This window comes from Paenibacillus piri (assembly GCF_004354045.1).
GTDB classification, from domain to species: Bacteria; Bacillota; Bacilli; order Paenibacillales; family NBRC-103111; genus Paenibacillus_S; species Paenibacillus_S piri.
Window position 1 is genome coordinate 110,784 of the sequence record NZ_SMRT01000014.1, and the last position, 26,565, is coordinate 137,348.

The 26,565-nt window shown below is 52.8% G+C and carries 22 protein-coding genes; 15 read left to right on the forward strand and 7 right to left on the reverse strand.

The features are described 5' to 3' along the window. Positions 1-11: 11 nt before the first annotated feature. The 5 genes from E1757_RS24745 to E1757_RS24765 form a co-directional block, all read right to left on the reverse strand. Positions 12-890, reverse strand: coding sequence for a carbohydrate ABC transporter permease (locus tag E1757_RS24745; RefSeq protein WP_133233220.1), 879 nt, complete (start codon positions 888-890; stop codon positions 12-14). 12 nt (positions 891-902) lie between these two features. Then, positions 903-1,868, reverse strand: a complete 966-nt coding sequence (locus tag E1757_RS24750) for an ABC transporter permease (RefSeq protein ID WP_246079474.1) — start codon at positions 1,866-1,868, stop codon at positions 903-905. Between the two features lie 44 nt (positions 1,869-1,912). Then, positions 1,913-4,249: a helix-turn-helix domain-containing protein gene (locus E1757_RS24755; protein WP_165972270.1), complete on the reverse strand. Its 2,337-nt coding sequence runs from the start codon at positions 4,247-4,249 to the stop codon at positions 1,913-1,915. Positions 4,250-4,318: 69 nt separating this feature from the next. Further along, complete coding sequence (locus tag E1757_RS24760) at positions 4,319-5,410, reverse strand: mandelate racemase/muconate lactonizing enzyme family protein (RefSeq protein WP_133233224.1); 1,092 nt, start codon at positions 5,408-5,410, stop codon at positions 4,319-4,321. A gap of 45 nt (positions 5,411-5,455) precedes the next feature. After that, complete coding sequence (locus tag E1757_RS24765) at positions 5,456-7,003, reverse strand: extracellular solute-binding protein (protein ID WP_133233225.1); 1,548 nt, start codon at positions 7,001-7,003, stop codon at positions 5,456-5,458. A 363-nt stretch (positions 7,004-7,366) separates the two neighbouring features. On the opposite strand from E1757_RS24765, the gene nfsA reads away from it, so the two are divergent. The 3 genes from nfsA to E1757_RS24780 all read left to right on the forward strand — a co-directional run bounded on the left by nfsA (position 7,367) and on the right by E1757_RS24780 (position 9,397). Continuing rightward, positions 7,367-8,110: an oxygen-insensitive NADPH nitroreductase gene (gene nfsA, locus E1757_RS24770; protein WP_133233226.1), complete on the forward strand. Its 744-nt coding sequence runs from the start codon at positions 7,367-7,369 to the stop codon at positions 8,108-8,110. 385 nt (positions 8,111-8,495) lie between these two features. Further along, positions 8,496-8,696, forward strand: coding sequence for a PspC domain-containing protein (locus E1757_RS24775; RefSeq protein ID WP_133233227.1), 201 nt, complete (start codon positions 8,496-8,498; stop codon positions 8,694-8,696). A 44-nt stretch (positions 8,697-8,740) separates the two neighbouring features. Further along, positions 8,741-9,397 carry a PspA/IM30 family protein gene (locus E1757_RS24780; RefSeq protein WP_133233228.1) on the forward strand — a complete coding sequence of 219 codons (657 nt, stop codon included), beginning with the start codon at positions 8,741-8,743 and terminating at the stop codon, positions 9,395-9,397. 170 nt (positions 9,398-9,567) lie between these two features. Here the strand turns inward: E1757_RS24780 and E1757_RS24785 are convergent, their stop codons facing one another. Then, the gene (locus E1757_RS24785) at positions 9,568-10,338 is read right to left on the reverse strand and encodes a polysaccharide deacetylase family protein (protein ID WP_246079475.1); all 771 of its coding nucleotides are present in this window, start codon (positions 10,336-10,338) and stop codon (positions 9,568-9,570) included. Between the two features lie 220 nt (positions 10,339-10,558). Between E1757_RS24785 and E1757_RS24790 the strand changes: the two genes are divergently transcribed. From E1757_RS24790 to E1757_RS24810, 6 genes are all read left to right on the forward strand, one after another. Next, positions 10,559-12,127 carry a spore germination protein gene (locus E1757_RS24790; RefSeq protein ID WP_133233229.1) on the forward strand — a complete coding sequence of 523 codons (1,569 nt, stop codon included), beginning with the start codon at positions 10,559-10,561 and terminating at the stop codon, positions 12,125-12,127. Between the two features lie 5 nt (positions 12,128-12,132). Continuing rightward, a complete protein-coding gene (locus tag E1757_RS24795; protein WP_133233230.1) occupies positions 12,133-13,251 on the forward strand; it encodes a GerAB/ArcD/ProY family transporter in 1,119 nt (372 codons plus the stop codon). Further along, entirely contained in the window at positions 13,244-14,350 is a 1,107-nt protein-coding gene (locus tag E1757_RS24800) for a GerAB/ArcD/ProY family transporter (protein WP_133233231.1), read from the forward strand. The genes E1757_RS24795 and E1757_RS24800 overlap by 8 nt, the downstream gene beginning before the upstream one ends. Then, entirely contained in the window at positions 14,343-15,557 is a 1,215-nt protein-coding gene (locus E1757_RS24805; RefSeq protein ID WP_133233232.1) for a Ger(x)C family spore germination protein, read from the forward strand. The genes E1757_RS24800 and E1757_RS24805 overlap by 8 nt, the downstream gene beginning before the upstream one ends. A gap of 18 nt (positions 15,558-15,575) precedes the next feature. Then, positions 15,576-15,737 carry a hypothetical protein gene (locus E1757_RS35980; RefSeq protein ID WP_165972271.1) on the forward strand — a complete coding sequence of 54 codons (162 nt, stop codon included), beginning with the start codon at positions 15,576-15,578 and terminating at the stop codon, positions 15,735-15,737. A gap of 99 nt (positions 15,738-15,836) precedes the next feature. Further along, complete coding sequence (locus E1757_RS24810; RefSeq protein ID WP_133233234.1) at positions 15,837-17,315, forward strand: stalk domain-containing protein; 1,479 nt, start codon at positions 15,837-15,839, stop codon at positions 17,313-17,315. Between the two features lie 75 nt (positions 17,316-17,390). Here the strand turns inward: E1757_RS24810 and namA are convergent, their stop codons facing one another. Continuing rightward, positions 17,391-18,401 (reverse strand): NADPH dehydrogenase NamA, encoded by a 1,011-nt coding sequence (namA, locus tag E1757_RS24815; protein WP_133233236.1) that lies wholly within the window; start codon positions 18,399-18,401, stop codon positions 17,391-17,393. Between the two features lie 502 nt (positions 18,402-18,903). Between namA and E1757_RS36120 the strand changes: the two genes are divergently transcribed. From E1757_RS36120 to E1757_RS24845, 6 genes are all read left to right on the forward strand, one after another. Then, positions 18,904-20,847 (forward strand): serine/threonine protein kinase, encoded by a 1,944-nt coding sequence (locus tag E1757_RS36120; protein WP_181956690.1) that lies wholly within the window; start codon positions 18,904-18,906, stop codon positions 20,845-20,847. An 18-nt stretch (positions 20,848-20,865) separates the two neighbouring features. Beyond that, positions 20,866-21,579, forward strand: a complete 714-nt coding sequence (locus tag E1757_RS24825; RefSeq protein ID WP_133233238.1) for an SAF domain-containing protein — start codon at positions 20,866-20,868, stop codon at positions 21,577-21,579. Positions 21,580-21,612: 33 nt separating this feature from the next. After that, positions 21,613-22,866, forward strand: coding sequence for a P-loop NTPase family protein (locus E1757_RS24830; protein WP_133233240.1), 1,254 nt, complete (start codon positions 21,613-21,615; stop codon positions 22,864-22,866). A gap of 3 nt (positions 22,867-22,869) precedes the next feature. Next, positions 22,870-24,525, forward strand: a complete 1,656-nt coding sequence (locus E1757_RS24835) for an ATPase, T2SS/T4P/T4SS family (RefSeq protein WP_133233242.1) — start codon at positions 22,870-22,872, stop codon at positions 24,523-24,525. A gap of 111 nt (positions 24,526-24,636) precedes the next feature. Next, positions 24,637-25,632 carry a hypothetical protein gene (locus tag E1757_RS24840; protein WP_133233244.1) on the forward strand — a complete coding sequence of 332 codons (996 nt, stop codon included), beginning with the start codon at positions 24,637-24,639 and terminating at the stop codon, positions 25,630-25,632. A 36-nt stretch (positions 25,633-25,668) separates the two neighbouring features. Next, a complete protein-coding gene (locus E1757_RS24845; protein ID WP_133233246.1) occupies positions 25,669-26,562 on the forward strand; it encodes a hypothetical protein in 894 nt (297 codons plus the stop codon). Positions 26,563-26,565 lie beyond the last annotated feature (3 nt).

Here is a 26,565-nt window from a genome sequence, read left to right on the forward strand (position 1 = left end):
CGACTGCGACGTCAGCCTTTAATGGAGCCGAGCATGACGCCCTTGGCAAAATACTTTTGCAAAAACGGATATACGGCCAAAATAGGCAGCATCGCCAATACGACTGCGGCCATACGGATTGTCTCCTCGGGAATGATCTTGTCTTCAGCCGCACCCGCCTGTGCGACGCCTGCCGAATCGGAATCGACCACCAGCGTTTTGATCAAAACCTGAAGCGTCCATTTTTTGGCGTCCGTTAAATAAATCAGGGCATTGAAATACGTATTCCAGTGAGCTACTGCAAAAAACAATGTGAATGCGGCAAGTGCAGGCATCGAGACCGGCAGGATGATGCGCAAAAATACGAATAAGTCGTTGCACCCGTCGATCCGCGCAGCGTCCTCCAGCTCCTCGGGGATGGAATCCATGAAGCTTTTGACTACGATCAGACTCCACGCATTCGTTAATGTCGGCCAAATCAGAGCCCAGTAGGAGTTAAGCAGCCCCAGCTCTTTTACGAGCAAATAATTCGGAATGATCCCCGCGTTGAACAATAGCGTAAACACGACGCAGCCCAACATCAGCTTTCGGCCCAGCATATGCTTCTTGGACAGAGCGTAGGCAAACGTAAATGTGAAAATGAGATTAAGCACCGTGCCGATTCCGGTAATTAACGCCGTGCTCCGCAAAGCGTCCAAAAAGGTGTTGGTCGATAAAATATATTTGTACGAAGCGAGTGAAAATTGTTCAGGAAACAAATAGAAGGTGAAGGGGATATACGCATCCGGATGCGTCAAAGAAACGCTGAACACATAAATAAAAGGAAACACACATAAGAGCGAGATTAAGCCAAGCAGCAAGTAGTTGATATAATCAAACAAGGTCAACCTTTTTTTATGGACAAAACTCATCTGGATTCCTCCTCAGTAGATGCCTTCGTAGCCCAGTTTTTTTACGATATAATTGGCTGTTACCACGAACACCAATCCGACGATGCCTTTAAACAGTCCAACGGTCACCCCTATGCTGATCTTGCCCCGAAGTATCCCTTGCGTATATGCGTAAGTATCGAATACTTCACCGACTTCCCTGACAAGCGGGTTAATCATCAGCAATACTTGCTCGAAGCCTACATCCGCAATATGTCCCAGTCTCAAAATAAGCAGAATGACTATCGTTGTCCTGATGGCAGGCAATGTAATGTGCCAAATTTGCTGGAAACGGGTGGCGCCGTCCATCACGGCCGCCTCGTAACGCTGCGGGTCTACGCCTGCGATCGCCGCAAGAAAGATGATGGTGCCCCAACCGGCTTCCTTCCAAATCGATTGTGATGTTATCAGCCCCCAGAAGTAGCCGGGACTCGATAAGAAGGGAACCGTTTCGATGCCCAATGACTTGAAAATCTTATTGACGATACCCACATCGGTAGACAGTATGAAAAAAGTCATGCTCGCTACAATTACCCACGATAAAAAATGCGGCAAGTAAACGATCGACTGGTTCAGCTTTTTGAATAGCTCATGCCGCACTTCATTCAGCATCAAAGCAAGCAAAATCGGGAGCGGGAAATTGAAAACCAAACCGAATAAATTAATAATCAGCGTATTTCGCAGCATCGTATAAAAATTGGCGCTTTCAAACAACTCTATAAAATGTTTGAAGCCCACCCAGTCGCTTCCCGCAATTCCTTTGAACGGGCTATAATCTTGAAAAGCGAGCAGCAGTCCCCATAAAGGCCCGAGTTTGAATAAAATCAAAAACAAAAATCCCGGCAGCGCAAGCACATACAAATATCGGCATTTCATCAACTGACGCCATATTCGGATTACGGCAGCGTTGAGGTTCATCGCTCCTGTCTTTTGCTTCGATTCGGTAGATACGGAATTCATGAACACAACCCCTCTCGCTATAAAAGTAAAAAATTTCACACCGATTAACGGTAGCGTGCCCTGAATTGACCCGGGGACAAATAAGTGTATCGTTGAAATACGCGGTTGAGATTTCGCTCGGAATAGCCGATCATGGAAGAAATTTCGGCGATACTAATATCCTTTTGAATCAGGAGGCGCTTCGCTTCGTCCATTTTGCAATGAATGACATATTCAACGAACGAATAGCCCATCACCTTTTTGAACAACCGGCTTACGTACGAGGGCGTTAAGCCGAGCATTTCGGAGCACTGGGTCAAAGAAATATCCGAGTAAATATGGTCCTTGATATAGCTGCAAATATGGAGGATGTCGGCCCTGCTTTCAGTCGTAAGGCTTGAATCCGGCTGTTTCGCCATATGGTCCAGGAGGGGGAAACACGTATCCGTAAACCAGTCATGCAGCTCCTCCGCCGTTTGCCTCCGGTTCATGGGATGAAATAAGTTGTGCTCAAGCAGCTGAGACAGGCTTCCTCCGCGCTGCTCAACAGATCGAATCAGCGAAGAGAGAAGCAGATGATACGATTGGTATACAAACGGGTACGATTGGGTTTGGCGGACTGCTTGAGCGAATAATGCCAAGGCTTGACGCGCTTTTTCCAGTTCGCCTGCGGCAACCGCCTCGATTATTAACGCCTCGGCTTTGGCCGGGTACAGGTTAACCGTTTGTTTTTTCGTCATATCCAGCTCGTCCGTATAAAGAACCGGACTGGGTTCTTTGAACATCCGATTTTGCAAGGCAATCAATGCCTCCTGATAGGAAACGGCCACATCGGCAATATGGGTGTACATATTGCCCACTCCGATGGAAACTTGCAGCTTCAGAAATTTCTTGACGGCCTCATGAACCGAAAGCGCATATTGATGCGGCTCATGCACCAGAATGTTTAAGTCGCGGCTGTTGATAACAGCGATCCCGCTTCCATCGTGAAGCGTGACCACATAACCGTCCAACGATTTATTTTGCTCGAGCAGCTCTCCCATTATATTAATCAGTGAAAATCCGAGGATAGCCTGGTCTTCCGGCAAATACCTCTTTTCTCTGTGTATATTTTCCACCGTCGCAACCAGCACCCGATAATGGCTTTCCACGGGAATTCCCAAGTTGGCGCAATCCTTCTGCAGTATTGAAATGTCCGGATACCCTTTTTGCAGCAGCTTTTGAAACATCCGCTCTCTTAAATTGGGCTGTATCTGGCTTACGTATAAGGAGAGAGATCTTCCTTCCTGATGCAAATAATTCAAGCATTCATGGATATATCCGAACTCATTGCGCAAGCCGTCCGGTGTAGGTCCGAGGCTTCTCCCGTGTTTGATTAACTGTTGAATCGGACTATAGGCCCTCATTGAGGTGATGACGGAGAGTACGATGCCCAAAGAAAGCAACAAACCGACCGTCCACGCCATTGCCCAGCGAATCCACGCCAATTGGCCCGAAATATTCGCTTCGGGAATGGAAGAAAGGTAGGTTCGCCCGGAAGACGTTTTTTGAAACGAGTACAGTTGATTCCTGCCGTTTCGATCCGACGCCCAAAAGATACCTGATTTGCTGTCCGACCGGACCGCCTGCAACACAGTGTCATCGTTTGGCCTTGCCGGTTCGGCCGAAATCTCCTCTCGGGAGGAAAGGAGCTGCCTGCCCTCCGAATCCAGCACGAGCAGTGATTTGTCCGGAACATGAAACGAGTTATCCTGCAAATAGGCGTTGAAGTTTTGGGTGTTCAATTGAAAAACAAGCAATCCGTCAAAGTCGCTTTGTTTCATATGGGGCAGCTTGTGGAAAAAAGTCAGATTTTCACCGATTTGCAGACCGGACCCACGGATCCACTGAGCGGAATACGGCGACAGCAGCGCGGCGTCCAGCTCCTGCTTGTCCGGATATTGCTCGGCGCGGAGATGGCCGTAATTGGATTCAAGCAGCGTTTGGCCGCGAATGTCGTAATACACGATCCCCGCAATAAAATCGTTCGCATTTTGGACGCGTGAAAGCAGCTTGAGCAGGCGCAGCCGGGCAATCTCCTTATCGTTGAACCCGGCTGTGTACAAGGCGTCGATCATGAGAGGATCCGCAGACAGCTCAAGAGATTTGGTCTCGATCTCGGATAAAATCCGCTCAACCCGGTCCATAATCAGCTTCAATGCAATCAGGCTTTCATCCTGATTTTTCTGATACATGTTATGGACCGAAATCGTGTAATACACCGTTCCCGCCAACATAACGGGAATGCAGGCGGACACCATGCCGAGCCAGACGAGCCGGTACAAATACCGGCCCTGCAGCCTGGCCCGGCAGGCCAGCATAAAGGATCTGATGAAGCGTATCCATTGAATCCTGTAAGGCATAAGCATTCCCCCCGACGGAATCGGGCATCGGCTTGAGCCGCCTTCAAAGGGCTCCGCTCCCGCTTTCCGTTAGTCCAATGTACTGCATTGGTAATCTGCCTTGTCCAGCCATTCGGGATTGATCGTCACGCCCCAACCGGGCGCATCCGGAATGGCTACTTGACCTTCCTTAACTGTCAGTGCCGGCGTAAATAATCCGTCGAGCCATTTCGTATCCTCAATGCTGAACTCCATAAACGGGCCTCCGTTCGGAATAGCACCCAGCAAATGAAGCGTAAACACCGTCACCATCGATAAGTTGGCCGCATGGGGTGTGCAGGGAAGGCCTGCATGTTCGGCCATTTTGGCCACCTGCAGCGCCCGGCTGATGCCGCCAACGTAGCAAATGTCCGGCTGCACAATATCGACGGCCCCCATCCGTATCATCCGCCTGAACTGGGCGAGGTCCGTATCCTGCTCGCCGCCGGATACGGGTATTTGCAAGGCGGACGCCACCTCGGCGGTCCACTCCAGCTCGGGGTACGGACACGGCTCCTCAAAATGGCCGTAATTGTACTGCTCGAGCATGCGTCCGACCTCGATAGCCCGTTTCGGCGTAAAACCGCTGTTAGCGTCCGCATGCACAATCGTCTTATCGCCTACCGCTTTTCGCACAGCCGGTATAATCGCTTCCGTCCTGCCCGGCCACCGGTCCACATCATTGCCGAAGTTATTGGCCACGCGGATTTTAAAGGCGCGGAAGCCATAGCTGTCCTGCAAACGGGCTAACCGGTCCCCTTCGTCCTCAGGTTTAATGTCGCGTTTCATGCTGGAACCGTATACATCCAACTTGCGGGGCTGGCCGCCCAGAAGCTCACATACGCTCTTGCCGGCCAGCTTGCCTTGGAGATCCCATAGCGCCGTATCCAAACCGCCGACGGCACGGCAAATGTAGGAGCCGGGAAATTTATGTTCGCCGGTTACGCAGCGTTCGACCAGGGCATCTATATTGCCGGCATCAGCACCCAGTGCGTAGGAAGCCAGTTGACGGTGAAGCACCTTGGCTGTAATGTCCGCGTAATAAGGGGCAAACTGCCCGTAGCCTTCTGCGCCTTCATCCGTACGAATGCGTACAATGCCGATCATCGGAGTCGTAAACGTTTCGATGCTTTTTATGTTCATTTTGATCATCCTTTCCCGATTGAAAATATTTCGCCTGCAGGATACTTATTTTTTACTTTGACCCGCCTTGAATTCTTTTTCTGCCTTCGCATATTCCTGGAACGCTTTTTTCAATTCCGGCTTGTTGACCAGCTCAGCTTGGTAAGATCTGAATTGTTCCATAGGGATCGAGCCTATGATGGCTTGAACCGTTTTCGACTCGTATTCGTCGGAATATTTGGGCCAGACGTCGCTGAATGTGGTGGACAGCAGCCAGCTGAACGGATTGACCTTCCCGATCTCCAGATAATCCTTCACCATTTCCTCGGTTTCCTTGTTGTACTCCGGCGGTGCATTGACATTTCGTATTTTAAAGCCGCTGTCATAGGTAACGACGAAGGTGTCGTAGCTGGAGATGACCATTTCTTTAAAGCCCTGCTCCGTCATTTTCGGGTAACCGTTAACCATGTTGTAATGCACGCCTTCGATGCCATATTCGCCGAATTTCAAAAATTCCTTGGTCGCAGTAGATTCCAGGTAGTCCAAAATTTGTTTGACTTTCGCTTCCGGCACTTTTTTTGAAATGTAGAGACCGGGTGCGAAATTTTGCCGCAAGTTGATAGCGTAGCCTTTCGGGCCTTTTAATTTGAGGGAGCGAACGTAGGCGTTCGGGTCGATTTTACGGTTCGTTTCGGTATACTGCCAGTCGCGGCTGACGACTCGGCCATACGAAGCGGCCTTGCCTGCGGCGAATAAATCCTCGGCCTGCTTTTCTTTCATTGTGGCAAATTCCTTGGGCAGGGAGCCGTCGGCGTACAGCCCGCGGAAATATTCGACCATATCGGCATACTGCGGAGTCAAAATATCGCGGATCAAGCCGCCATCCTTGTCATAAGTCGGATCATAAATACCGAAGGCCGGCTTAAAGGAGTCGTCCATGATCGAAACGCCGTAACCGGAATAACCGATGGTGCCTTGCCCGTTCGGGTTGGCTTTGACAAGCTTTTTCAGCGTTTCCCTGAATTCATCCAGCGTCTTGGGCGCCGGAATTCCCAGCTTGTCCAGCCAATCCTTCCTCATATGGATCGAGGAGTGAATTTGGGATCTCATGCGCGGAATACTGTAAATCTTCCCGTTCACCTTGTTGTAGTCGTAGACTCCGGTTTCCGCATTCTTTTTGAAATTCGGATATTTGCTGAAATCGCCCAGCAAGGGGGTTAAATCCCAGAACATGCCGTTCTCAATCGCTTTGTAAAAGGTGGGGACATTCGTGCCGATCCCGGCGATGACTTCCGGAATATCTCCGGTCGCAAGCATCAGCTCCAGCTTCTGATTATAGTTGCCGCTGGGGATCCATTGGATATCGAGATCCACGTTGGTTCTCTTCTTGAATTCGGTCCAAAAAGCGTTCTTCATATCAGGCAATTCGTTGTAAAGAGGCCAGGCCATTGTGATTTTTAACGGGGCCTTATTCTCGGCTCCTCCTGTTCCCGCCGCCGCGGGTTTACCGGATGCATCCGGCGTTTTGGGCGCTTCTCCCGCGGAGCAGCCGGCGGTGACTAATGCAAGCGCAAGCAGCAGGAAGACAGAATTCGTTTTATTGTGCATCTGCATGCATTCCTCCTCATATCAAGATATCAAGATTAAAAAACGACAAGCACATTATTGAAAGCGTTTACTTCGTTGTCATAAGAATAGCACACTGCTGTGTGGCATCCTATGGACATTATTTTGCCCGCAGGCGGAAGTGAAAAATAATTCTCCCGCCAGCACGCGAAAAGCAAGCATCTTCAAGTTATATTCCATAGCAGTTATAAGCGGGAAGTACAAAAATTGTCATAGGCCGGAACGGCATAAATTCATCTCATCGCAAAATAGTGCCGTAATCCGCATGCCATTTGCTTTCCCGGAAGCAATCCGAAATAATGGATAACAAAGCATCCAAAAAGAAACGAGACGAGGAGAGAGGGAATAAACATGAATGAAGTTACCGCACTGTTGAAAAAGCATACGTCGATCCGAAAATTTACCGGACAGCCAGTTACCGATGAGCAGCTGCATGCAATCGTGGAATCGGCGCAGTGCGCTTCCACCTCCAGCAACGTTCAGGCCTACAGCATTATCCGGGTTGCGGATGAGCATATGAAGCAACAGCTGTCCGTATTATCCGGCAATTATTCCTATGTTCTGGAGTGCCCGGTATTTCTCGTCTGGTGTGCCGATCTGTTCAGGCTGCATCAGGCGCATGCCTTGCATGAAGATGCGGAGCCGGCCTATATCGGCACGACGGAGCATCTGATCGTCGCTACGGTCGATACGGCGCTGGCCGCGCAAAATGCCGCAATTGCCGCGGAGTCGATGGGGCTCGGCATCGTCTATATCGGAGGCATCCGCAATCATATTGCGGAGGTGGCGAAGCTGCTGCAGCTGCCGAAATACGTATATCCGGTATTCGGCATGTGCCTTGGATACCCGGACCAGCAGCCGGGGCTGCGCCCGCGTCTGCCGCTTGCCGCGGTATTGCATGAAAATACGTACGATCCGGAGCGGATGACACGACCGATGGAGGAGTACGACCGGATCATTCAACAATATATCACCAAACGGACGGGCGGGAAGAAAACCTCGACCTGGTCGGAGGATATGACGGCCAAGCTGAAGACGCCGGCCCGGCTTCATATGAAGAGCTTTTTGGAATTGCAGGGATTCGGGACCGAATAATGTCGGCCCAGCGTAAATTAACTAAGTATATATCATAATCATGATACCTATGCCGAAAGGTAGTCCTGCCCTATCAGGCAGAAGCCGAGTGCCACTAATTTTATGGTACTCGGCTTATTTTGTTTTCAAAAAAATATATACACATGCTTGATAAGGCGCGACAGCGAAGCCGTTTCTTCGGTGTCCGTATCGGATCGCCCGACCTAAGGTGACGTCGTTCCCCATCTTAAGTCCAGTCGGCAAAACCGCCCTGAGTCTGTTTTGCCGAAAGCCGCCAGCCATTACAATAAAGTCATGAAGCAAGCCAATTAAAAACGATGCATTGAACTCGTCCGAATCGAAAGCTTGCAAATCGGAAAAATGCACATAAAAGGAGAATGCTCACATGAGAAAATTGTACCGTTCCACATCGAATCGTTGGTTTTCCGGCTTGTGCGGCGGATTGGCCGAACATTTCGGCATCAGCTCCACTCTGGTGCGCCTGCTGATGGTTATCGCCATGTTCTGCAGCTTCGGAACGACGCTGCTGGTCTATATCGTCGCGAGCCTTCTGACGCCGCGGCAGTCGAATATCCAGTTCATGTAATTGATTTCGGTTTACACCAACCAATTTAAAGGGGGATACATTCAATGGGAGCATGGAAAAGAATAGTCGATATTTCAAAAGCGGCGGTCAATGAGGCGCTGAACAAGATGGAGCAGCCCGAGATGATGCTGAATCATTATCTCCGCAGCATGGAAGAGGAAACTCATCATATCCGGCAGGCGCTCATTCAAGAAGCGGCCGCACACCGCATGCTGGAGCAGCAGATTGCCGGCTGCAACCGCCAGGCGGAGCAATTCGACCGGAAAGCGGGCGAAGCCATGGCGGACGAGCGCATGGCGGAAGCGCGTCAAGCGCTGGAGTCCAAGCTTGACTTCCTGGACAAGGCCGCCGAGTATACGCGGGCTTCCGAGGCTTCCGCGGCCCGTACGGCCGAGCTTGAGCGGCGGCTCAATCAGGCGCAGGCTGATTACGCCGACATGCAGGCCAAGCGCAGCGAGCTGATGGAACGCGCCGGCAAGGTGAAGTCCCATGCGCAGGCATACGCTGCTGCTGCGGGCACGGGCTATTTCGCAGAGACGGGTTCGGCGGCGCGCGGCTTTCAGCGCATCGAGGAGACGATCACCCGGAAGGAAGCGGAGATCGAAGCCGCGAATTCGGTCCAGGCCGCTGCCGCGGCGGCGCGTGAGTCGCTGATCGAGGAGCAGCTCAGCCGGCTGCGCAGCCGTACCCCGCAGCAATAATTAGCGTGCCGGCGCTGTGAAACCGGATTATGAAAAACAACGGTCGCCCGTCCGGGTGATCGTTGTTTTTGTGTCGGTTGTGTATAGCCTTGACAAACGCGCTCGTTCTTGAAGGACGGCGAAGCCGCTTATCCTTGGTTGAATAGGCGGATACCGGCGGACCATTTCGTTTAATCCATCAGCCTCACCGGACTGAGGCGGCTGTAGGTCAGCAGCTCGGAGATGGTGACGAAACGGTAGCCCCTGTTTTTTAGCTCCGGCAATATTTGCTTCAACGCTTCCACGGTCTGCGATTTTCCCTCGACCCAATCATGCAGCAGCACGATATCGCCGTTTCTGGCGTTGTTCAACACGGTTTTCGCGATTTTATCGACGCCGGGCGTGTTCCAATCCATCGTATTGATATGCCAGGACCACATGACGACCTTATAGCCCGAATTTTTGGCTACCCGTACAAGGGCATCATTATAAAATCCGCCGGGCGGCCGGAACAGACGGGGCTTTTGCCCGGATCTTTTGTAGATCACTTCCTCCGCCCGGCTGATTTCATCCGTAATGGTTTTCTCCGAAAAGGAACGGTTAAAGTAAATGTGATGGTATGTATGATTGGCTAATTCATGGCCTTCGGCATCCTCGCGGCCTAAGATTTCCGGATAGGCCTCGGCTTTTTTGCCGACGATGAAAAAGGTCGCTTTGGCTTCATACTGCTTCAATAGCTCCAAAATTTTCGGGGTATCCTCGGGATCGGGGCCATCATCGAACGTAAGGGCAATCACCTTTTCATCCGTCGGCACCTCCCATACGACCTCCCCGCGTTTTTCATAGTAGAAGCGTCCTTTTTTGGGCGCGTCGGCATCGGCCCGAACGCCGGCACCGGCCCTTAGCTCGCCGCTCAAGCATAAAAATAAGCAGCAGACGGTTAGAATCGCTTTTTTCATCATACGTTAAAATTCCTCCTTCAAATCTGCTCTCCAGAACGATTTCCGCCCTCTCTGCCATATTCGCCGAGCTTTGAGCAGTGCCGCTAACAGGAAGCGTTTTATAGTTTCCCCGATTCTTTCCTAAATAACCGGACAAGTGAGCCCGAGACGGTTTTGGATAATTTTCCCCGATCAAAGCCATAATGAAAGAAACTCGCAAGGGTGAACAGGAGGGCTTACCATGTTCCGTTTTTTATTGAGCAGGCTCGCACCGCAGCCCAAGCAGCGCATCCGGTATGCGCAAAGCAATGAAGGGTCCGCCGCGCTGTCCGCTTCGCTGGAGACGAACCTCGGTTATATTCGGACGGCTCTGGCGACGCCCAATGACTTACTGATCAGGATTATCGCGCTTGGAGCGGAAAAGCAGGCTTGCGCGACGGTCTGCTTGGACGGGCTGGTGAATAAAGAGCTGATCAACACTAATGTTCTGAAGCCGCTGCAAGCATTCAACTGGGACACGTCCAACTATTTGCAGCAGGCCGAGCAAGGCGCCGGGCTGTTGAATCAGATGGCCGAGGTGCTGCCTCTGAACGGCATCAGCCGATCCGATCGGATGGAAGCCTGTTTATTGGCCGTCCTTTCCGGAGAGACGGTGTTGTTAGTCGACGGAGCCGCGGAAGCGTTAATTATAGGCAGTCAAGGTTGGGACGGCAGAGCCGTCGAGGAACCGCAGACGGAAGCGCTGATCCGCGGACCGCGGGAAGGCTTCACGGAAAATCTGCGTACCAATATGTCTTTAGTACGGCGCAGAATGAAGGATCCGAAGCTGCGTTTTTTCGATATGAGAATCGGGCGGAGAAGCCAGACGCAGATTGTAATTGCCTATACGGAAGGGATCGCGAATCCGGAGCTTGTCCGCGAAGTGCAGCGACGCATCAGCACGATCGATGTCGATGATGTGATCGGATCGGGTTATATCGAGCAGTGGATTTCCGACAGCTTCATGAGCCCGTTCCCGCAAATTTTGGCGACGGAACGGCCGGATAAGGTGGCCGCGGCGGTCGTTCAGGGCAAGGTGGCGATCTTGGTCGATACGACGCCGTTCGCGTTGATTTTGCCTGTTACGATAGGGGCGATTATTCAATCCCCGGAGGATTACTATAGCCATTGGCTGATCGCCACGTTAATGCGGATTTTGCGGCTGATTGCGGCTTTTATCGCGACCTTTTTGCCGGCTTTCTACATCGCTTTAGTGGAATATCACCAAGGCATGATCCCATCCTTGCTGGCCTTTTCGATAGCGGGCAGCAGGGAGGGGGTTCCGTTCCCGGCAGTGATAGAAACGTTACTCATGGAGGGCACCCTGGAAATTCTCCGTGAGGCCGGCGTCCGGCTGCCCAAGCCAATCGGTCAAACGATCGGCATCGTCGGCGGCCTTGTGATCGGGGAAGCGGCGGTAGCCGCCGGTATTGTGAGCCCGATCATGGTCATCGTGGTAGCGATTACGGCGATTTCGTCCTTTACGCTGCCCTCGTATCCTTTTGCTATCACGCTAAGGATTATTCGCTTCGCCATTATGATTGCGGCCGCTTTGTTCGGCTTATACGGCATCGTTCTGTCCTACATCATCATTAATATCCACATCGTCAATTTGAAAAGCTTCGGGATTCCTTACTCCGCGCCATTCGCCCCATTTTTCAAAAAGGATTGGAAGGATCTCGTGCTGCGCGCCCCGACTACGATGCTGGATACGCGGCCCGACATGATGCAGACGGAGGATCGCACCAGAATGAACCGCGATTTGAGGTGAGCTGCATGAAACCATTTGATTACGGAGATGAGCGGATCGGGTCGAAAGAAATTATATTTTTGCTGCCGGCCTATATTCACGGCGTGCTTATATTGACGGTACCTCGGATTATTAATGAAGTAACGCATACCTTTGACGGGTGGATCGCCCTTCTGGTCGGCGGCCTTATCGGCACGTTGTTCGCCTGGATGACGGCGAAGCTGGTGATCCGCTTTCCGGAAGCGAATTTTTTGCAGTTCGCCGGACAAATCGTTACCAGACCTGTCGCTTATGCAATGACGGCCGCGTTGGCGCTGCATTTTTTGCTGATTGCCGCTTATGAGGTGTCTGCGGTCGGACGCATTGCGCAAATGTATTTGCTTCCCAAAACCCCTGTCGAGGTTTCCGCGCTCGCTTTTCTGCTGATCCTGATCTATGGCGTATCCGGCTCCAGAGTAGGCTTGCTACGGCTTAATCTCATGTTTTTCCCGATATATATGCTGCTTCTGATCGTTTCCTATTTGATTGCGCTTGGAAATTTCGAATGGCGCAACCTGCAGCCGATGTTCGTAACAGACATCCCTACGATGGTACAGGCTACCGGGCGTACCGTTCTGACGGTTGTCGGTTATGAGCTGCTGCTTCTGTACGCAGGCTATGCCCGCATGCAGAAACGCATTCCGCAATGGTCCGTCTATGGAATGACGATCAGCGCGGCGGTGTTATTGTTCAGCTATACCGTCGTTATCGGCGTAATGGGAAGCAAGGTGCCGGTTGAGCTCATCCTTCCGTCGATTGATATGGTCAAAGAAGCCATTATCCCCGGCGGGTTTATCGAACGCTCGGATATCATTTTTTTTGTCATATGGATTACGACTATTTTCAATACCGGCGCGATGGCTTATGATGCAATAATCTTATCGCTTGGCCTGATGTTCCCCCGTGTCCGTAAAATTCATTGGGTGCTCGTTTTGGCGCCGATCGTATACTTGATCTCGATGCAGCCGCATACTTTGATGGATGCGCTGGATTTGTTGAAAACCGACCTTTATTTGCAGGTTTTTTTCTCTTATGTGGTTCCTCCGCTGCTGTTTGTTATTGCCGCCGTGCGGAAGCTGCCGAAGGGGGTGAGACAGCTTGAGTAAACCGTTAGGACACGAGCAGGAAATCGAGGAGAAAGAGCTGATGTATTCCATAGCTTCGATGATCTTGAGCGTGGGCGTCTTGACGCTTCCCCGAAATATTGCCGCCACGACCCGCTACTCGGACGGCTGGATGTCCATTGTACTGGCCGGTACGATCGCCGTTGCTTTGGTGTGGATCCTTAGCACGCTGGCTGCGAGCTTTCCCAAGCAGTCGTACTTTGAATTCATTTCACGCATCGCATCCAGGCCTGTAGGTTATATGCTGACGGGATTATTCTCCTTTTCGTACCTGCTGTTCACCGCTTTCGAGTTGCGTTCAGTGGCGGATGTAACGAAGCACTATTTATTTGACAAGACTCCCATTGAATTTATCGGATTAGCGTTTATGCTGGTTGTTATTTATGCGGTCTACGGCTCCAGAGTGGGCTTGCTGCGGTTAAATATGCTGTTTTTTCCAATTGTTGGCGCCGTGCTGACGTTGTCGCTGCTGTTAAATGTCGGGGTCGTTGATGTCAACCATTTCAAACCGATGTTCGTTACCGATTGGAAAGGTATCATGAAGGGGGCGCAAGCAAGCGGCTTTTCGTTTCTCGGGTTTGAAATCGTACTGATGTACGCAATGCTGATGAAAAATCCGCAGCGTACCGTGAAGGCCGCAGTGAAGGGCACGATGATACCTTTCGCCACCTATATCGTACTGTACATCTTTACCATTGGGGTGCTTTCTTATCGAAATACCGCAGAGCTCGCGTTTCCGACCGTGGAATTCGCCAAGGAGGCGGAAGTGCCTGGCGCTTTTTTTGAAAGGTTTGAGTCGTTATTTTTTACGATATGGATTATGACGATCTTCAATACGACGGCTATGTCGCTGGATGTCTGTATGTTGTCGCTGAAATCGATCGTGCCGAAGGCTTCCAAAATGACGAAGCTTTTGGTGCTGTCGCCTCTCATCTATCTCATTTCATTTGTTCCTCAAGACAACAGCGAACTGAACAGCTTCGGTACGGTTATAAGTTTTTTTCACTTTATGTGCTGTATCATGCTGCCGGCCTTTATTTTTATTGCGGCCAAATGGAGGAAGGTGAAGCCGGATGGTTAAACAGATGCTGCGAATCGGATTGGCCCTGCTTATGACGATGCTTGTTTCGGGCTGTTGGGACCGGATCGAGATTAATGAGCGGGGGTTTGTGATCGGGGTTGCGATTGATGAGCCGCACTCGGAACATGCCGAGAAGGCTAACCGCCTGGAAGCGCGTAACAAGCCGAAAGAAAAACAGCGTTACTCCGTGACTTATCAGGTGGTCATTCCGCAAAAGCTGCAAGGGGGAGGAAAAGAGCGGACATCCGATACCTCGTTTATGAATATGACGTCCGAAGGGGATACGATGGCCGATATTGAACGGCAAATGACGGCCCGGACAAGCCGGAGCCCGTATTTCGAACATTTGAAAATAATTATCATTTCCAATAAGATTGCAGAAAAAAAGGAAAATATCGGCCATGTACTCGATTTTTTCTTAAGGGATCAGGAAATTCGCCGCAGCACCAGGGTTTTAGTGTCCGACGGAGAAGCCAGACGCGCCCTGGAGGTTGTGCCAAGCAACGAAAAGCTGCCTGTTATGTATATCCATTCAGTGACTCAAAACAGCAGGAGAACGGCCCGGATGCTGCCCGAGACGAAGCTGGGCGATCTGCATGAGCTCATTTTGGACCGCAACGGCTTTGCCTTGCAGCGGATTATCGGCGGTAGCAATGAGGTAAAGGTCGTCGGTGCGGCCGTATTCCGGGGGCACACGATTACCATGAAGGGGGTGCTGGGCTCGGAAGAAACGGAAGGGCTTAATCTGCTGACCGGAAAAGTAAAAAACGGCATCCTCAAAGCGAAACTGAATGGAAATATGTTTGTTTATGAAATGGCGCGGGTCAAACATCGCATTCATGCCGATGTCACGGATCCGCAGCATATCCGGTTTATGATAAAAATCGATACGGAAGGCTTTGTCAAAGAATCGTTGGCGCCGTTGAACATGATGGACAAGCAGGTCATCCGGCAGCTGGAGGACAAGCTGTCTCAGGAGATGAAACGGATGACGCGGGATGCGATCAATAAGCTGCAGAAGCAATTTAAGGTGGACGCTATCGGTTTGGGGAGTTATTTGGAAAAAAATCATTACCCGGTGTGGAAGGATATCGCCGGGCATTGGGATCCGAATGATGAAGATAATTTGTTCAGCCGGTGCACGATCGACGTGCAGCCCCATGTGCAGCTCCGCCGCGCCGGAACGATCAACCGGACTTTTCATTAGGACAAGGAGGAGAACAGTATGTCCATTTTATTCAGCCATATGCCTTCCGGGCTCGCGTTGTTTTGCGCACTGCTGTCCGTATTGATTCCGTATGCCATTTACAAAATAAACGCGGTTTTGCATAAAATCGCCGATGCCCCTTGGTGCAGGGAGCAGGGGAAGGGCGGCGGGGACTCGTGAGGGGGAACTAGGGAAATAAAATGTCATAAGCAGGAGGGCTTTGGAATAAATTGGCGAACAATACTTTCCATACATAAATACATAAAGGGGAGAGTATTGATGCTTGTCCATGCGCTTAGAAGGCCGATTATGCTTTGCATTATGTTGATGCTTTTATTGCCGGCATCGTCAATTTGGGCGGAATCCGTGATTACGGATTCCAATTTGGCGAAAGCCATTTTGCTAGAGCTGCATGAATCTGCAAACCATGACTTGAAGCAGGAGGATTTAAAGAAGCTGACATCGTTATATCCGAAAAGTAAGGATTCAAATGGTAAAATTACGAGTCTGCAAGGTCTTGAGCATGCGACTAATTTGAAAAGCCTAATGCTGCCCGGTCAAGGCTTGTCCGACATTAAGCCGATAGGCGAATTAAACCAATTAATATGGCTTGCTCTTGATGGAAATGAGATTGACAATCTTGCACCTGTGAGCGGATTAACCAACTTGAAAAATTTGAATGTCAACAATAATCGGATTCAAAGTTTGCAGCCCCTTGAAAAATTGTCGATTTTGACGGATCTTTACGCCAGCAATAATCAAATCCAAAGCATAGAGCCTTTAAAAAACCACCCTGAGTTGGAGTATTTGTCTCTTGCAAACAATCAGATTCAAGATATCGCCGCACTGGAAACGATCCCCAATTTGAAATCCGTTGTCTTGAAGAACAACCCATTGAACGAACAAGCAAGTCAGACTATAGAAATATTGAGACAGAGGGGCGTCGCTGTCGATGGAATAAAACCAATGGAAAAGCCGGAGACGAATGATATTCATGTTACGTTAGATGAACTGCCCGTTCAGTTTGAAGTTCCCCCTTTTATCTCGGACGGGAAGACGTTCGTGCCGTTTCGGCCTATTTTCGAGAAGCTTGGCTTAAAGATTACATGGTTGGGAGATAGCAAGACTATTATTGGCGAAAAAGAGGGCGTTTCGATCCAGATACATATTGATGAACTGAACGCGGAGGTTAACGGACAACCCGTTCAGTTAACCGAACCGCCAAAACTTATTTCCGGAACTACATTTGTGCCGCTTCGGTTTGTAGCCGAGTCTGTTGGAAGCAAGGTTGAGTGGGACGGTTCGAGCCGAATGGTTACGATCAAGAGCAAGCACAGCTTCGTTTCCTCCGACGGTACCTTTCGGGTAACAGCTTTTGGAAATTGGGTACAAACCGGGGGGACTCAAGAATCCGTTATGCTGAGGATAGAAGGAGGCAGCTTTAACGCGTTTATGGTAAACGTATTCCCTAAACAAGAAGGTGTGGAGCTGAATCAGTTTTATGAAAATATAATGGAGCAGAACTGGGGGGACGACGAAGCTGATCGATTAGAAGAAACTGAAGTCATTTTTCAAGGACTCCCTGCCAAGCAAGCGGTTTTTAATTTTGCGGCATACAAGCAGGTGTTCACGATATTCTTATTTGAAGCGAACAACCATTTTTATCTAATCACTACGATGGCAAAAAAAGCTGATTTGAAAGTACAGCAAGAGGAGCTGGCACAGATCCGGGACAGCTTTGAATTTATCGAGCCTTAGCCAAAAAAGAGGACGCCGCCTTTTGTTCGCTCGGGCGGCGTCTTTTGAATAGCCTTTACATAGAAGAGACTGTGCTTACCAGCCTCTTTTATACTGATTCGGTCCTTCCAGCTGGACGCCGAGCTTCTTGGCTGCAGTGCGCGGCCAGTACGGGTCGCGCAGCAGCTCGCGGCCGAGAAGCACCAGATCGGCGCGGCCGCTGGAAATGATTTCCTCGGCTTGCTCGGGGGTCGTAATCATCCCGACAGCGCCGGTGGCGATGCCGGCCGATGAACGGATCGCGTCGGAGAGCGGCACCTGATAGCCGGGATACGCCTGGATCGGACGCGGCACGATGCTGCCGGAGCTGCAATCGACCAGGTCGATACCTTGCGCTTTCATTTGTTCGGCGAAATAAATAAAGTCTTCGAGCCGGTTGCCTTTCGGATCGTATTCGTTGGCGGAGACGCGAACGAATAAAGGTCCTTTCCAGAAAGCGCGGACACCGTCGATAATTTCCCGCAGAAAGCGGTAGCGGTTGTCGCGGCTTCCGCCATAGGCGTCCGTGCGATGGTTCGCCAGCGGCGATAAAAATTCGCTGATCAAATAGCCGTGAGCCCCGTGAAGCTCCAGGGCGTCGAATCCGGCTTCCTGCGCTCGACGCGCCGCTTGGATAAACGCTTGTTTGGTCTCCTCGATTTGCTCGACCGTCATGGCGTCCGGCGTTTTGGATTGTTCATCGAACGGGATTGCCGAAGGTGCGATAATCGGGCCGTCCAGCACAGCTTTACGTCCGGCATGCGCCAATTGAATCGCGATTTTGGAGCCTTGGCCCTGTACAAGCCGAACCAATTCCTTCAGCCCCGCCGTATGCTCGTCGCTCCATATGCCGAGGTCCTGAGGCGAAATGCGTCCTTGCGGGGTAACCGCCGAAGCTTCGACGATGATCAGCCCGACTTGGCCTACCGCGCGCGCAGGGTAGTGGATCTTATGCCAGTCCTGCACTTTGCCGGATTGGTCCGCGCAGGAATACATGCACATCGGCGACATGACGATGCGGTTTTTGAGCGTCATTCCGTTTATGGTGATCGGTGAAAACAATTGCATGGTTTCGGCCTCCTCGCAGATTAAGTGAACTCGTTCAGCTTTGCTGACATCGGAGAATCAGATGGGGACTCTACCCCACCTGATTCAAGGCCCACCTTAAAGGTGGGGTCTTAACCCGATAAAGTCGTAATCGGATAAAACAATAAGTTAAGTACTCAATATTAGTAAGCTGCTTTCTTCACTATTATACATGATAATAGTAAAATTATCCTTATCGGCATACTGTTTTTTAGTTGTAAGCATCGTATAAGTTTTTAGTCTTTGCTTTGACAAACGCGCACGTCTCTTAAGGGGCGAGAGCATTTATTCCGGAGAGAAATCAATCTATATGCAAATATGCTCGAATTTTATTGCAAAACAATGAAAAATGTGGTAATTTATACAATATTGGTAAACGCAGAGCGGAAGTACCGCCTCTCCCATGCAATAGTGCATGGCGAGGGGCGGTTTTTTTGTGTCTGCGCAGATGAATGCGTATCAAAATAGCAGAGGGGGGATGCAGATGATTGAGCAGCAGATGGGCAAGTTTCCCGGCGATGTGCTGGGAGGGCGTTACCGGATTGCAGCCGTGCTGGGGCGCGGCGGGACGAGCACCGTCTATGTGGCTGACGATCTGCGGTTGTCCGGCAAACGCCGGGCGGTTAAAGAAACGCGTCCGGCAGAACAAGAGGCGTATGCTTCGCGTGCGGAGGCCGAGATGCTGATTCGGCTGAATCATCCGAATTTGCCGGATATTGTCGACTACTATCCGTCCGACGAACGGGGCTTCAGCTACCTGGTGATGGATTATATCGAAGGGGAGACGCTGCTTCAGCGGTTTGAACGGCAGGCGCGGAGAATGACCGAGGGGCAAGTGATCGGTTATGCGCTCCAGCTGTGCGATTTGTTTCATTATTTGCATTCGTACCGGCCGGACCCGATCATTTACCGTGATTTGAAGCCCTCCAATCTGATGATCGATATCGAGGAGCGGGTACGGCTGATCGATTTCGGCATTGCACGCAGCTTCAAGGCCGGCCAACCATCCGATACGGTGCAGATCGGCACCGTCGGCTTCGCCGCCCCGGAACAGTTCGAGGGGCGGCAGACAGACGCGCGCACCGATCTGTACGGGCTCGGCGCGCTGATGTATTTTTTGCTGAGCGGCGGTCATTATTACCGCGCCGCCTACAAGCGTCTGCGCGAGCATGACGCCAGGCTCTCGGCGAGCATCGCCGCGCTCGTGGAGAAGCTGCTGCAGGCGGAGCCCGATGCACGCTGCCAGAGCGCGGCGGAGGTGCGAGCCGAGCTGCAGCGCGCGCTGGCGGAGCAGCAAGCGCAGAGCGGCGCAGCCGAGGGCGCCGAGCGCCGGGCGCCGGGCCTCGGCGCAGCGCAGCGCGGGCCGGCGCGGGCGGGAACGGCGGCTGGCAATGCCGCCGCCGGTTTGGCGCCGCCGCGCGTCATCGCGGTGGGCGCCCTGTACGCGGGCGCAGGCGCGACGTTCGCGGCGCTGGCGATAGCCCGCGCGCTGCACGGGCTCGGCGTGCCGCACGCGGTGCTCGAGCCGCCGGGCCGGCAGCCCGAGCTGTACGCGCTGCTGTACGGCGAGAAGCACGCGCCCGCCGGCTACCGCTGCTACAACGATGCGGGTCTGCGGCATCAGCCGGAGGCGCCGTGGACGGACGGCCGCACGCTCTGGCTGCCGGCGCATCCTTCCGCCTCCGCATCGCCGCTTGTCGCCCCGGATGCTGCCGATAGCTTTCGCAGCGGCAGCGGCAGCAGTGCCGGCGGCCTCAATAACGCAGACGGCTCCAGTCTAGCCGTACAGGCGGAAGCAGCGCCGCCGGATATATCCGGCGCAGGGCGCATCGCGGACGCCCCGGCTGCGGCAGCCTACGGCCAGACCCCCTACGGACTGGCGGGCGGCGCGGACATCGATAGCCCCGCTGGCAGCCGGATCAGCCCCGGAGCGGCCTATTGGCCCGAGCTGTTCGGGAGCTTGGAACGGCCTGTCGTCGTAGTCGACGTCGGTTCCGATTGGCTGGAACACGAAGCAGGCGGGCTGCTGGCAGCCGCAACCGATTTCGTCTATGTCGTCGACCCGCTGATACACAAGCTGGAGCTTGGAACGGTCCGGCGCAATCTGCGGCTGCTGGATGATTTGCGGTCGGCCGGAAGGCCCGTGCATGCCATCGCGAATAAGGCGGTGGCTTCGGGCAATACCGGACAATGGCTGCGCATTTTGCCGGAAACGCCGGTTTGCCTGCTGCCCGCGATCGAGCAGTCCAAGCTTGCCGAGGCAAGCTGGCTCGGCATTCTCGCGCAGGATCGACCCGGCGTGAAGCAGCGATTGAACCGGGCGCTGCTGCCATGGCTGCACATCTGGCTGCAGCCCGCGGCAGCGGAGGGGAAGATAGCGGGCCCGGGCACGAAACGGATGCTGCATAAGCTTATGAATAACGGGTAGAGCGGGGGGAGAAGCACGATGAGCTTTTGGTATCGTTTTTTTTATTACTTATTCATTGTTGGATTGTGCTTGTCCGGACCCGCTTTATTGGTTGCTTGGAAATGGGGGGTAGAGCCGAACTGGGGGACGGTTGATGTCGTCAAAGCGGCCCGTCCGGTAGAACGGGGCATTCGCTTAAGCGAAGCCGATTTGAAATTGGACAAAATTAGAAAGGACCAGCTGGTCGACGGGGCCCTGGTGAAGCTGCCCGCCGTGGTAAACCAGGAAACGGCAAGAGCGATCAGGTCCAACGAGCAGTTGACGGATGCGATGCTCAATACAGGCCATTTGCTCCCGGCCCCGGGCGAGTGGAACATGCCGCTGCCTGCGGAATGGGTGTTCGGCAAGCCGCCTGGGAGTCTGCTGCGCGGCGACAGAGTTTCGCTGCTGCCGGTACAGAAGGACGACGGCAAACGAACGGGCGAAACCGCCGCGACCGCTGCGAACGAGCAGGGGAGCTCCAAAGAAAAGCCGGTTCCATTGGAAATTCCGTCCGACGAGGAGAAGAAGCTTCAGGAAATTGTCGTAAGCTATGCGAAAGGCACGAACAATCAGGAAATCGCTTCATCGGATGACCGCAAAAAGCCGTCGGGTGCCGTCAACACGATAGAGCTTATCGTAAATGACGAGCAAAAGGAGCTCATCCGCAAATACGGCACGAAGGGTTACCGCTTTCTCGTCGTTTATCGTTAAAATCCCATAATGAACAGGGAGGCGAAGGATGAATTGAATATATATGTAGTTTCTTCTGACCGGAGACTTCTGGATTCGCTGCGGATGTCCGGAAGCTACGGCTCGGTAGTGTCAGTATCGAAAGATATGGTTATAGTTATGGAACAAGCCGCTCCCCTGCGGGCCGAGCCTGCGGGCAAGCCGTTTGAAGCCCCGGTGGCCCCGGGCGACGCGTGGCTGGTAAGCGATGCGCTGCTGGACATTCATGAGGCGATCGCATTGCGCGGCATTTATCCCGATAATAAATTCATCTATATGCTGAGCAACAGCTCCGAGCCGCTTGCGCTTAAAGCCGCGCAAACGTTATGCGCCGCGCACGCCATGCAATACATCCTGCCTTACCGAACGCCGAAGCAGGTGGCCGAGGCTGCGGCCAATATTTGCCTATCCAGAGAAAGAAGCGCCAGCAAAGTAATTACAGCCGTGGGTGCGCTTCCGCAGACAGGGCTGACGACAAGCCTGGTCGGGCTGGGTGTTACTTTATCGCGGTTGTCAGGCGCGCGTATCGGCATTCTCGGAATGAACGGCTGGAACCCCGGCGACAGCGGGTTTCGCTATTCCGCCAAATATTTGGACGAGCTGTGGGGGAGCCTGCAAGGTAAGCAGCTGCAAGCGGCCGAGCTGCCCGGTAAAATGCAGCGGCTGTCGCAGGACGTTCACTACCTGGCGGGCAACCGCGATCTGAAAAAGCTGTACTACTACCAAACCGACGGAGTGTCCTGGCTGATTGAAAAAGCGCGGGAATGCTACGATATCGTACTGATTGATGCGGGCAGCTATCCCGATCACGCGTTGGCTGCGCAGAGCATCCATGCCGCCGACCTGCTGCTTGTGCAAACCGATCAAAGCCAGCAGGCCAAAGCGCAGTGGCGCAGGCTGTACGAGCATATATTGCAGCCCGTGTTTCAATGGGAGGAACGACAGACGATGCTGTTGTTTAACAAAATGCACCGTTCCCCCGATGTTGAAAACGAAAAACAGCTTTCGCGGCAGCTGGAAATGCCCTATATTGGCAGTCTGCCTTATGTGCCTTCGTTTTACCGCAGCGAAACGGAGGGCAGTCTGCTTGCATTTCCTTGGCCCGACTATGAAAAGGAGCTGCAAAAAGTGAGCCGGGCGATTATGCATTACTATGGGCTGCCATCCGTCGACGAGAACGAATCCGACCGTACCCGCCCGCGGGCTTTGCCCAACGGGAGCGGAAAACCGTCATGGCTTAGCTGGATGAGACCGGCGAAGGAGGCCTGACGAATGGCCGACAGCAGACGATCATCCGAAGCGCCTTCAACCCGTTTCCAGATCGGTCAATATCGTCCGGAGCCGTGGAAAACTCATGATGCAGGCGCATCCCCGGCGGCTTTCATACAAACGTCCGCTGTGCCGAGGACCGGTGAGCCGGCTGCGGCCGTTTCCAGGAAGGCTGCTTTCGATCAAGCCTGCTCAGCATTCAAGGAGATGGCCGATGTCCGCTTTAGCGGCGTTATGCAGCGCGGTGCCGCCACAGTCCGGCTGCAGTCCGACCGCTCGGCAGGCGATGAGGCGGAAGCATTCGTCGAGCTTGAGAATAAAGCGATCATCGGCGTGCCCGAGACGGTGACTGCGATTATGGAGCAGATTCAGACGTATGTCGACCAGTACGGCCTGCATCAGGTGGAGCTGCCTGACTATTACATCGGACTTAAAGGCTACGCCCGCGCGGAGCAGCAGCGATATTCCGACATTACCCACGCAATGTTTCATGAAATATACGGCTTCAAGGCGCTCGCCTGTTGGAAAAAATATCCGGATAGCTATGCGGCGCAAATCATAGGCACTTCAATCTGGATTCATCATAACGGCCGGCATGAGCGGATGCCCTTTCAGTTCGCCTCTACGCAGGAGGTGGATAAAATTATTCGCGCCCTTACCCGGCAAAAAGAGGATGCGATCGTCAATCTGTACAATACGACACTGGAGATCGACTTGTACACGGGCGAGCGGGTTACGCTGACGGTGAAGCCGGATGTCAAGCATGATGTCATCACGTTTCGCCGGTTTTTGATCGGCCGGGTGACCGTCGACGATTTGGCGCATGAGGCTCGCCGAACGATTCCGCCGGAAGCCGCGCTGCTGCTGAAGGGGATTTCCAAGACCCATTGCAATCTGATAATCGTTGGTCCGCCCGGAACCGGCAAGTCCACCACGTTGAAGGCGCTGCTGGCCGAGCGGGCCGATCATTATACCGGAGCGATTATCGAAAAGCATTACGAGCTGGCGGCGGGGCGCGACTTTCCGGAAAAAAAGCTGATCGAAAGAATCACCCATGAAGGAACGTTTCATCATGCGATGGATCAGGTGCTTCGCTTTGACGTCGATTACGCAATCATCGGGGAAGTACGGCGCGTCGAAGCGGAGGGGGCGATGCTCGCCTGCGAAAGGCTGCTCAAGGGCTTCGGCAGCACCTACCATACGTGGAAGCCGGAAACGGTGCCGTCGCAGTTCGCCAGGCTGCTGTGCGGCTTGAATCCCGGAGCTCGGTTCGCAGAGGAGGAGAAGCGTGTCGCGGAAAATATCGACATTCTAATCGTTCAAACGCAGGATACAAGCCGTACTCGCAAACGGATCAAGAGCATTATGGAGCTTCGCTACAATCGTCACAATGGCGAGATCAGCACGCATGATTGGGCGCGGTGGGACGAGCGTACGGATACTTGGAGCTATCGCGCAGATATTAGCGAGCGGCTGTTTCGCGAAATGCGGGAAATTCAGCCCGAATGGGCGGCGGCGACGGCAGAGCTGCTCCGCCGGTTGGAGAATGCCGCTCCGATCCGCCCTGATGAGGGGGTTGTCGTGTACAATCCGGCGGAAGTCAACCCGCTTGTCCGGATTGAACGCTCGCTGGACAAGCTGGCTTCCAGATCGGTTTAAGAAATTTGCGACTGCCGCAGTCCAAATGTTGTTCGCCTCAATCATGCGCACCGCTTGTCCAAGACGTTGTCGCTGTTAACGGAGCTATAACAAAAGAGGAGGTAAGCTTTGTTGCAGTCAGCTTATGCAATAATACATACGGTTTGGCTCGGTATGTCGGCCTGGCTGTTTACATGGGGGTTGTACAAGCTGCTGCTGCCGCTTCTTCGCTATATGAACGCGCTGCTGCGTACGGAGCTCAGATATCGTTCCGGCATGAAGCTGCTGCATAAGCGGCGTTTTCAGAATGCGAAGCCGAATGCCATGACACTTTTTTGCCGAAGGCTGCTGCGCGAGCTGGAGATGCTGCTGAAGGAGACGCAGCGAGAGCGGTTCACCGATTCGTCGGTTCAACGTTTTTTGCTGCTGTCCGTTTCCTGCGCATTGTCGGCGGGAATTATCGGCTTTATGACGGCCTATGATATCAGATTCAGCCTGTTTGCCGGCGGGCTTACTTTTATCGTGCCGGTTTTGTACTACCGATTAAAGCTGCGCAGTCTGCAAATCCAAAGCGGTTACGACCTGGCTGAAGCTGTCGGCATTTTGACTAGCAAATACAAGGTGACGAGGGGCAATATGCGCACCGCCTTACAGCTTTCTTGCCAAGAGATCGAATCGGCCCCGATTCGCCGGCATTTTATGAATTTGCTTAGGGAGGAGCTGAATTATGTCGATTCGCGTGAGATGGAAAAGGCGGTGGAGGAGTTTATTTACAGCATTCAAACGTCCTTCGCCAAGCAGCTCGGCCTAACGATGCTGAAAGGGCTGCTGCGCAGCGAAAATGTGGAGAGCACCTTGATGGCGATCGATAAAAACATACACAAACAGATCGACATGCTGCGCGACGAAGGGGATTCAAGCTCCGAGGTGCTGCAGCTGAGCTGGCTTCACGTGCTGCTGTTTCCGCTGTTGATGTTGATGATGATTGTGTTCATGGGTTATAACAGTACGGTGCATTATCAATTGGGAACGGAGCAGGGGAGATTTTGGTTGACGGTGACAGTATGCTTTATTGCGGGCTCGCTGCTGCTTGCCGTCTGGTTTCGCAAACCGCCGAACGATTACTAATCTTTTTTTCCATTCATGGGAGGTCGATGCATAGCGATGGAATGGCGGCATGATTTATACGCTCTCCTGAACACGGGACTCGGTATCGTCATATGTTTGCTGTATGCCTTGGCCGCTTATTTGGTACATCGCAGGCTCCGGACGCCGGTTTCCATCAAGCATATGACACGTCTGCAGTATTTGCGGCTCAAAAGCTGGCTTCAGCATCCGGAGCTCGAACGCAGACTGGAGCGTACCGGCTATCCGCTCAGGCTCAATGCGGCTCAAATTCAGTCGATCCGTTACGGCTTGGCCGTTATTTGGCTGCTGAACACGGGTTACGATCTGTTCGTTCATTGGCGGCTGCAATCCATCCCGGCTATTCTCTTGCAGGTGTGGGGGCCGGTAGTTTGGCTGCTGCTTACCAATACGAAAGCTTCCGTGCTGACCTACTTTTTAAGCAAATGGAAAGAGGTGGACGACGGCGAAAAAAACCGCGAGCTGTTCATGATTTACAGCATGATCGCCGACGAGCTCAAAGGGACCGGAAGGCGCAGGCTGAACCTGCACACGCTGCTCACCAAGCTGCGCGACTACACGGTGCGCATCAAGCCGTCGCTTAACAAGGGGCTGCGCGTTTTTGACGAAGGGGCACACGAAGCGCTGCGCGTGATCGCCGAAGATATAGGCACGCGCGAGGCGAGGGAGCTGTGCAAGCTGCTGGCCGACCTGGAGCTGACGCCGCCGGAGGATGTTTCGGCGCTGGTGGATGCCCGGGAAGAGAGCTATACGCAGATGCTGCGGGAGAACCGCCGCCGGAGGCGCAAATTTTTCGGCAATCTGGCTTATGCCGCCGCATTCAGCCCGTTGCTGATTTATTTGTGGAATGCGTTGAACATCGCCCAGCAGTATGTTACGGATCTGGCCAAAAGTACAAATCATTTTGGATGACCC

What these genes read in the sequence shown, in the direction of transcription:
- E1757_RS24745 (WP_133233220.1), bottom strand. Translation starts at nt 890, where the DNA reads ATGAGTTTTGTCCATAAAAAAAGGTTGACCTTGTTTGATTATATCAAC.
- E1757_RS24750 (WP_246079474.1), bottom strand. Translation starts at nt 1,868, where the DNA reads ATGAATTCCGTATCTACCGAATCGAAGCAAAAGACAGGAGCGATGAAC.
- E1757_RS24755 (WP_165972270.1), bottom strand. Translation starts at nt 4,249, where the DNA reads ATGCCTTACAGGATTCAATGGATACGCTTCATCAGATCCTTTATGCTG.
- E1757_RS24760 (WP_133233224.1), bottom strand. Translation starts at nt 5,410, where the DNA reads ATGAACATAAAAAGCATCGAAACGTTTACGACTCCGATGATCGGCATT.
- E1757_RS24765 (WP_133233225.1), bottom strand. Translation starts at nt 7,003, where the DNA reads ATGCAGATGCACAATAAAACGAATTCTGTCTTCCTGCTGCTTGCGCTT.
- nfsA (WP_133233226.1), top strand. Translation starts at nt 7,367, where the DNA reads ATGAATGAAGTTACCGCACTGTTGAAAAAGCATACGTCGATCCGAAAA.
- E1757_RS24775 (WP_133233227.1), top strand. Translation starts at nt 8,496, where the DNA reads ATGAGAAAATTGTACCGTTCCACATCGAATCGTTGGTTTTCCGGCTTG.
- E1757_RS24780 (WP_133233228.1), top strand. Translation starts at nt 8,741, where the DNA reads ATGGGAGCATGGAAAAGAATAGTCGATATTTCAAAAGCGGCGGTCAAT.
- E1757_RS24785 (WP_246079475.1), bottom strand. Translation starts at nt 10,338, where the DNA reads ATGATGAAAAAAGCGATTCTAACCGTCTGCTGCTTATTTTTATGCTTG.
- E1757_RS24790 (WP_133233229.1), top strand. Translation starts at nt 10,559, where the DNA reads ATGTTCCGTTTTTTATTGAGCAGGCTCGCACCGCAGCCCAAGCAGCGC.
- E1757_RS24795 (WP_133233230.1), top strand. Translation starts at nt 12,133, where the DNA reads ATGAAACCATTTGATTACGGAGATGAGCGGATCGGGTCGAAAGAAATT.
- E1757_RS24805 (WP_133233232.1), top strand. Translation starts at nt 14,343, where the DNA reads ATGGTTAAACAGATGCTGCGAATCGGATTGGCCCTGCTTATGACGATG.
- E1757_RS35980 (WP_165972271.1), top strand. Translation starts at nt 15,576, where the DNA reads ATGTCCATTTTATTCAGCCATATGCCTTCCGGGCTCGCGTTGTTTTGC.
- E1757_RS24810 (WP_133233234.1), top strand. Translation starts at nt 15,837, where the DNA reads ATGCTTGTCCATGCGCTTAGAAGGCCGATTATGCTTTGCATTATGTTG.
- namA (WP_133233236.1), bottom strand. Translation starts at nt 18,401, where the DNA reads ATGCAATTGTTTTCACCGATCACCATAAACGGAATGACGCTCAAAAAC.
- E1757_RS36120 (WP_181956690.1), top strand. Translation starts at nt 18,904, where the DNA reads ATGATTGAGCAGCAGATGGGCAAGTTTCCCGGCGATGTGCTGGGAGGG.
- E1757_RS24825 (WP_133233238.1), top strand. Translation starts at nt 20,866, where the DNA reads ATGAGCTTTTGGTATCGTTTTTTTTATTACTTATTCATTGTTGGATTG.
- E1757_RS24835 (WP_133233242.1), top strand. Translation starts at nt 22,870, where the DNA reads ATGGCCGACAGCAGACGATCATCCGAAGCGCCTTCAACCCGTTTCCAG.
- E1757_RS24845 (WP_133233246.1), top strand. Translation starts at nt 25,669, where the DNA reads ATGGAATGGCGGCATGATTTATACGCTCTCCTGAACACGGGACTCGGT.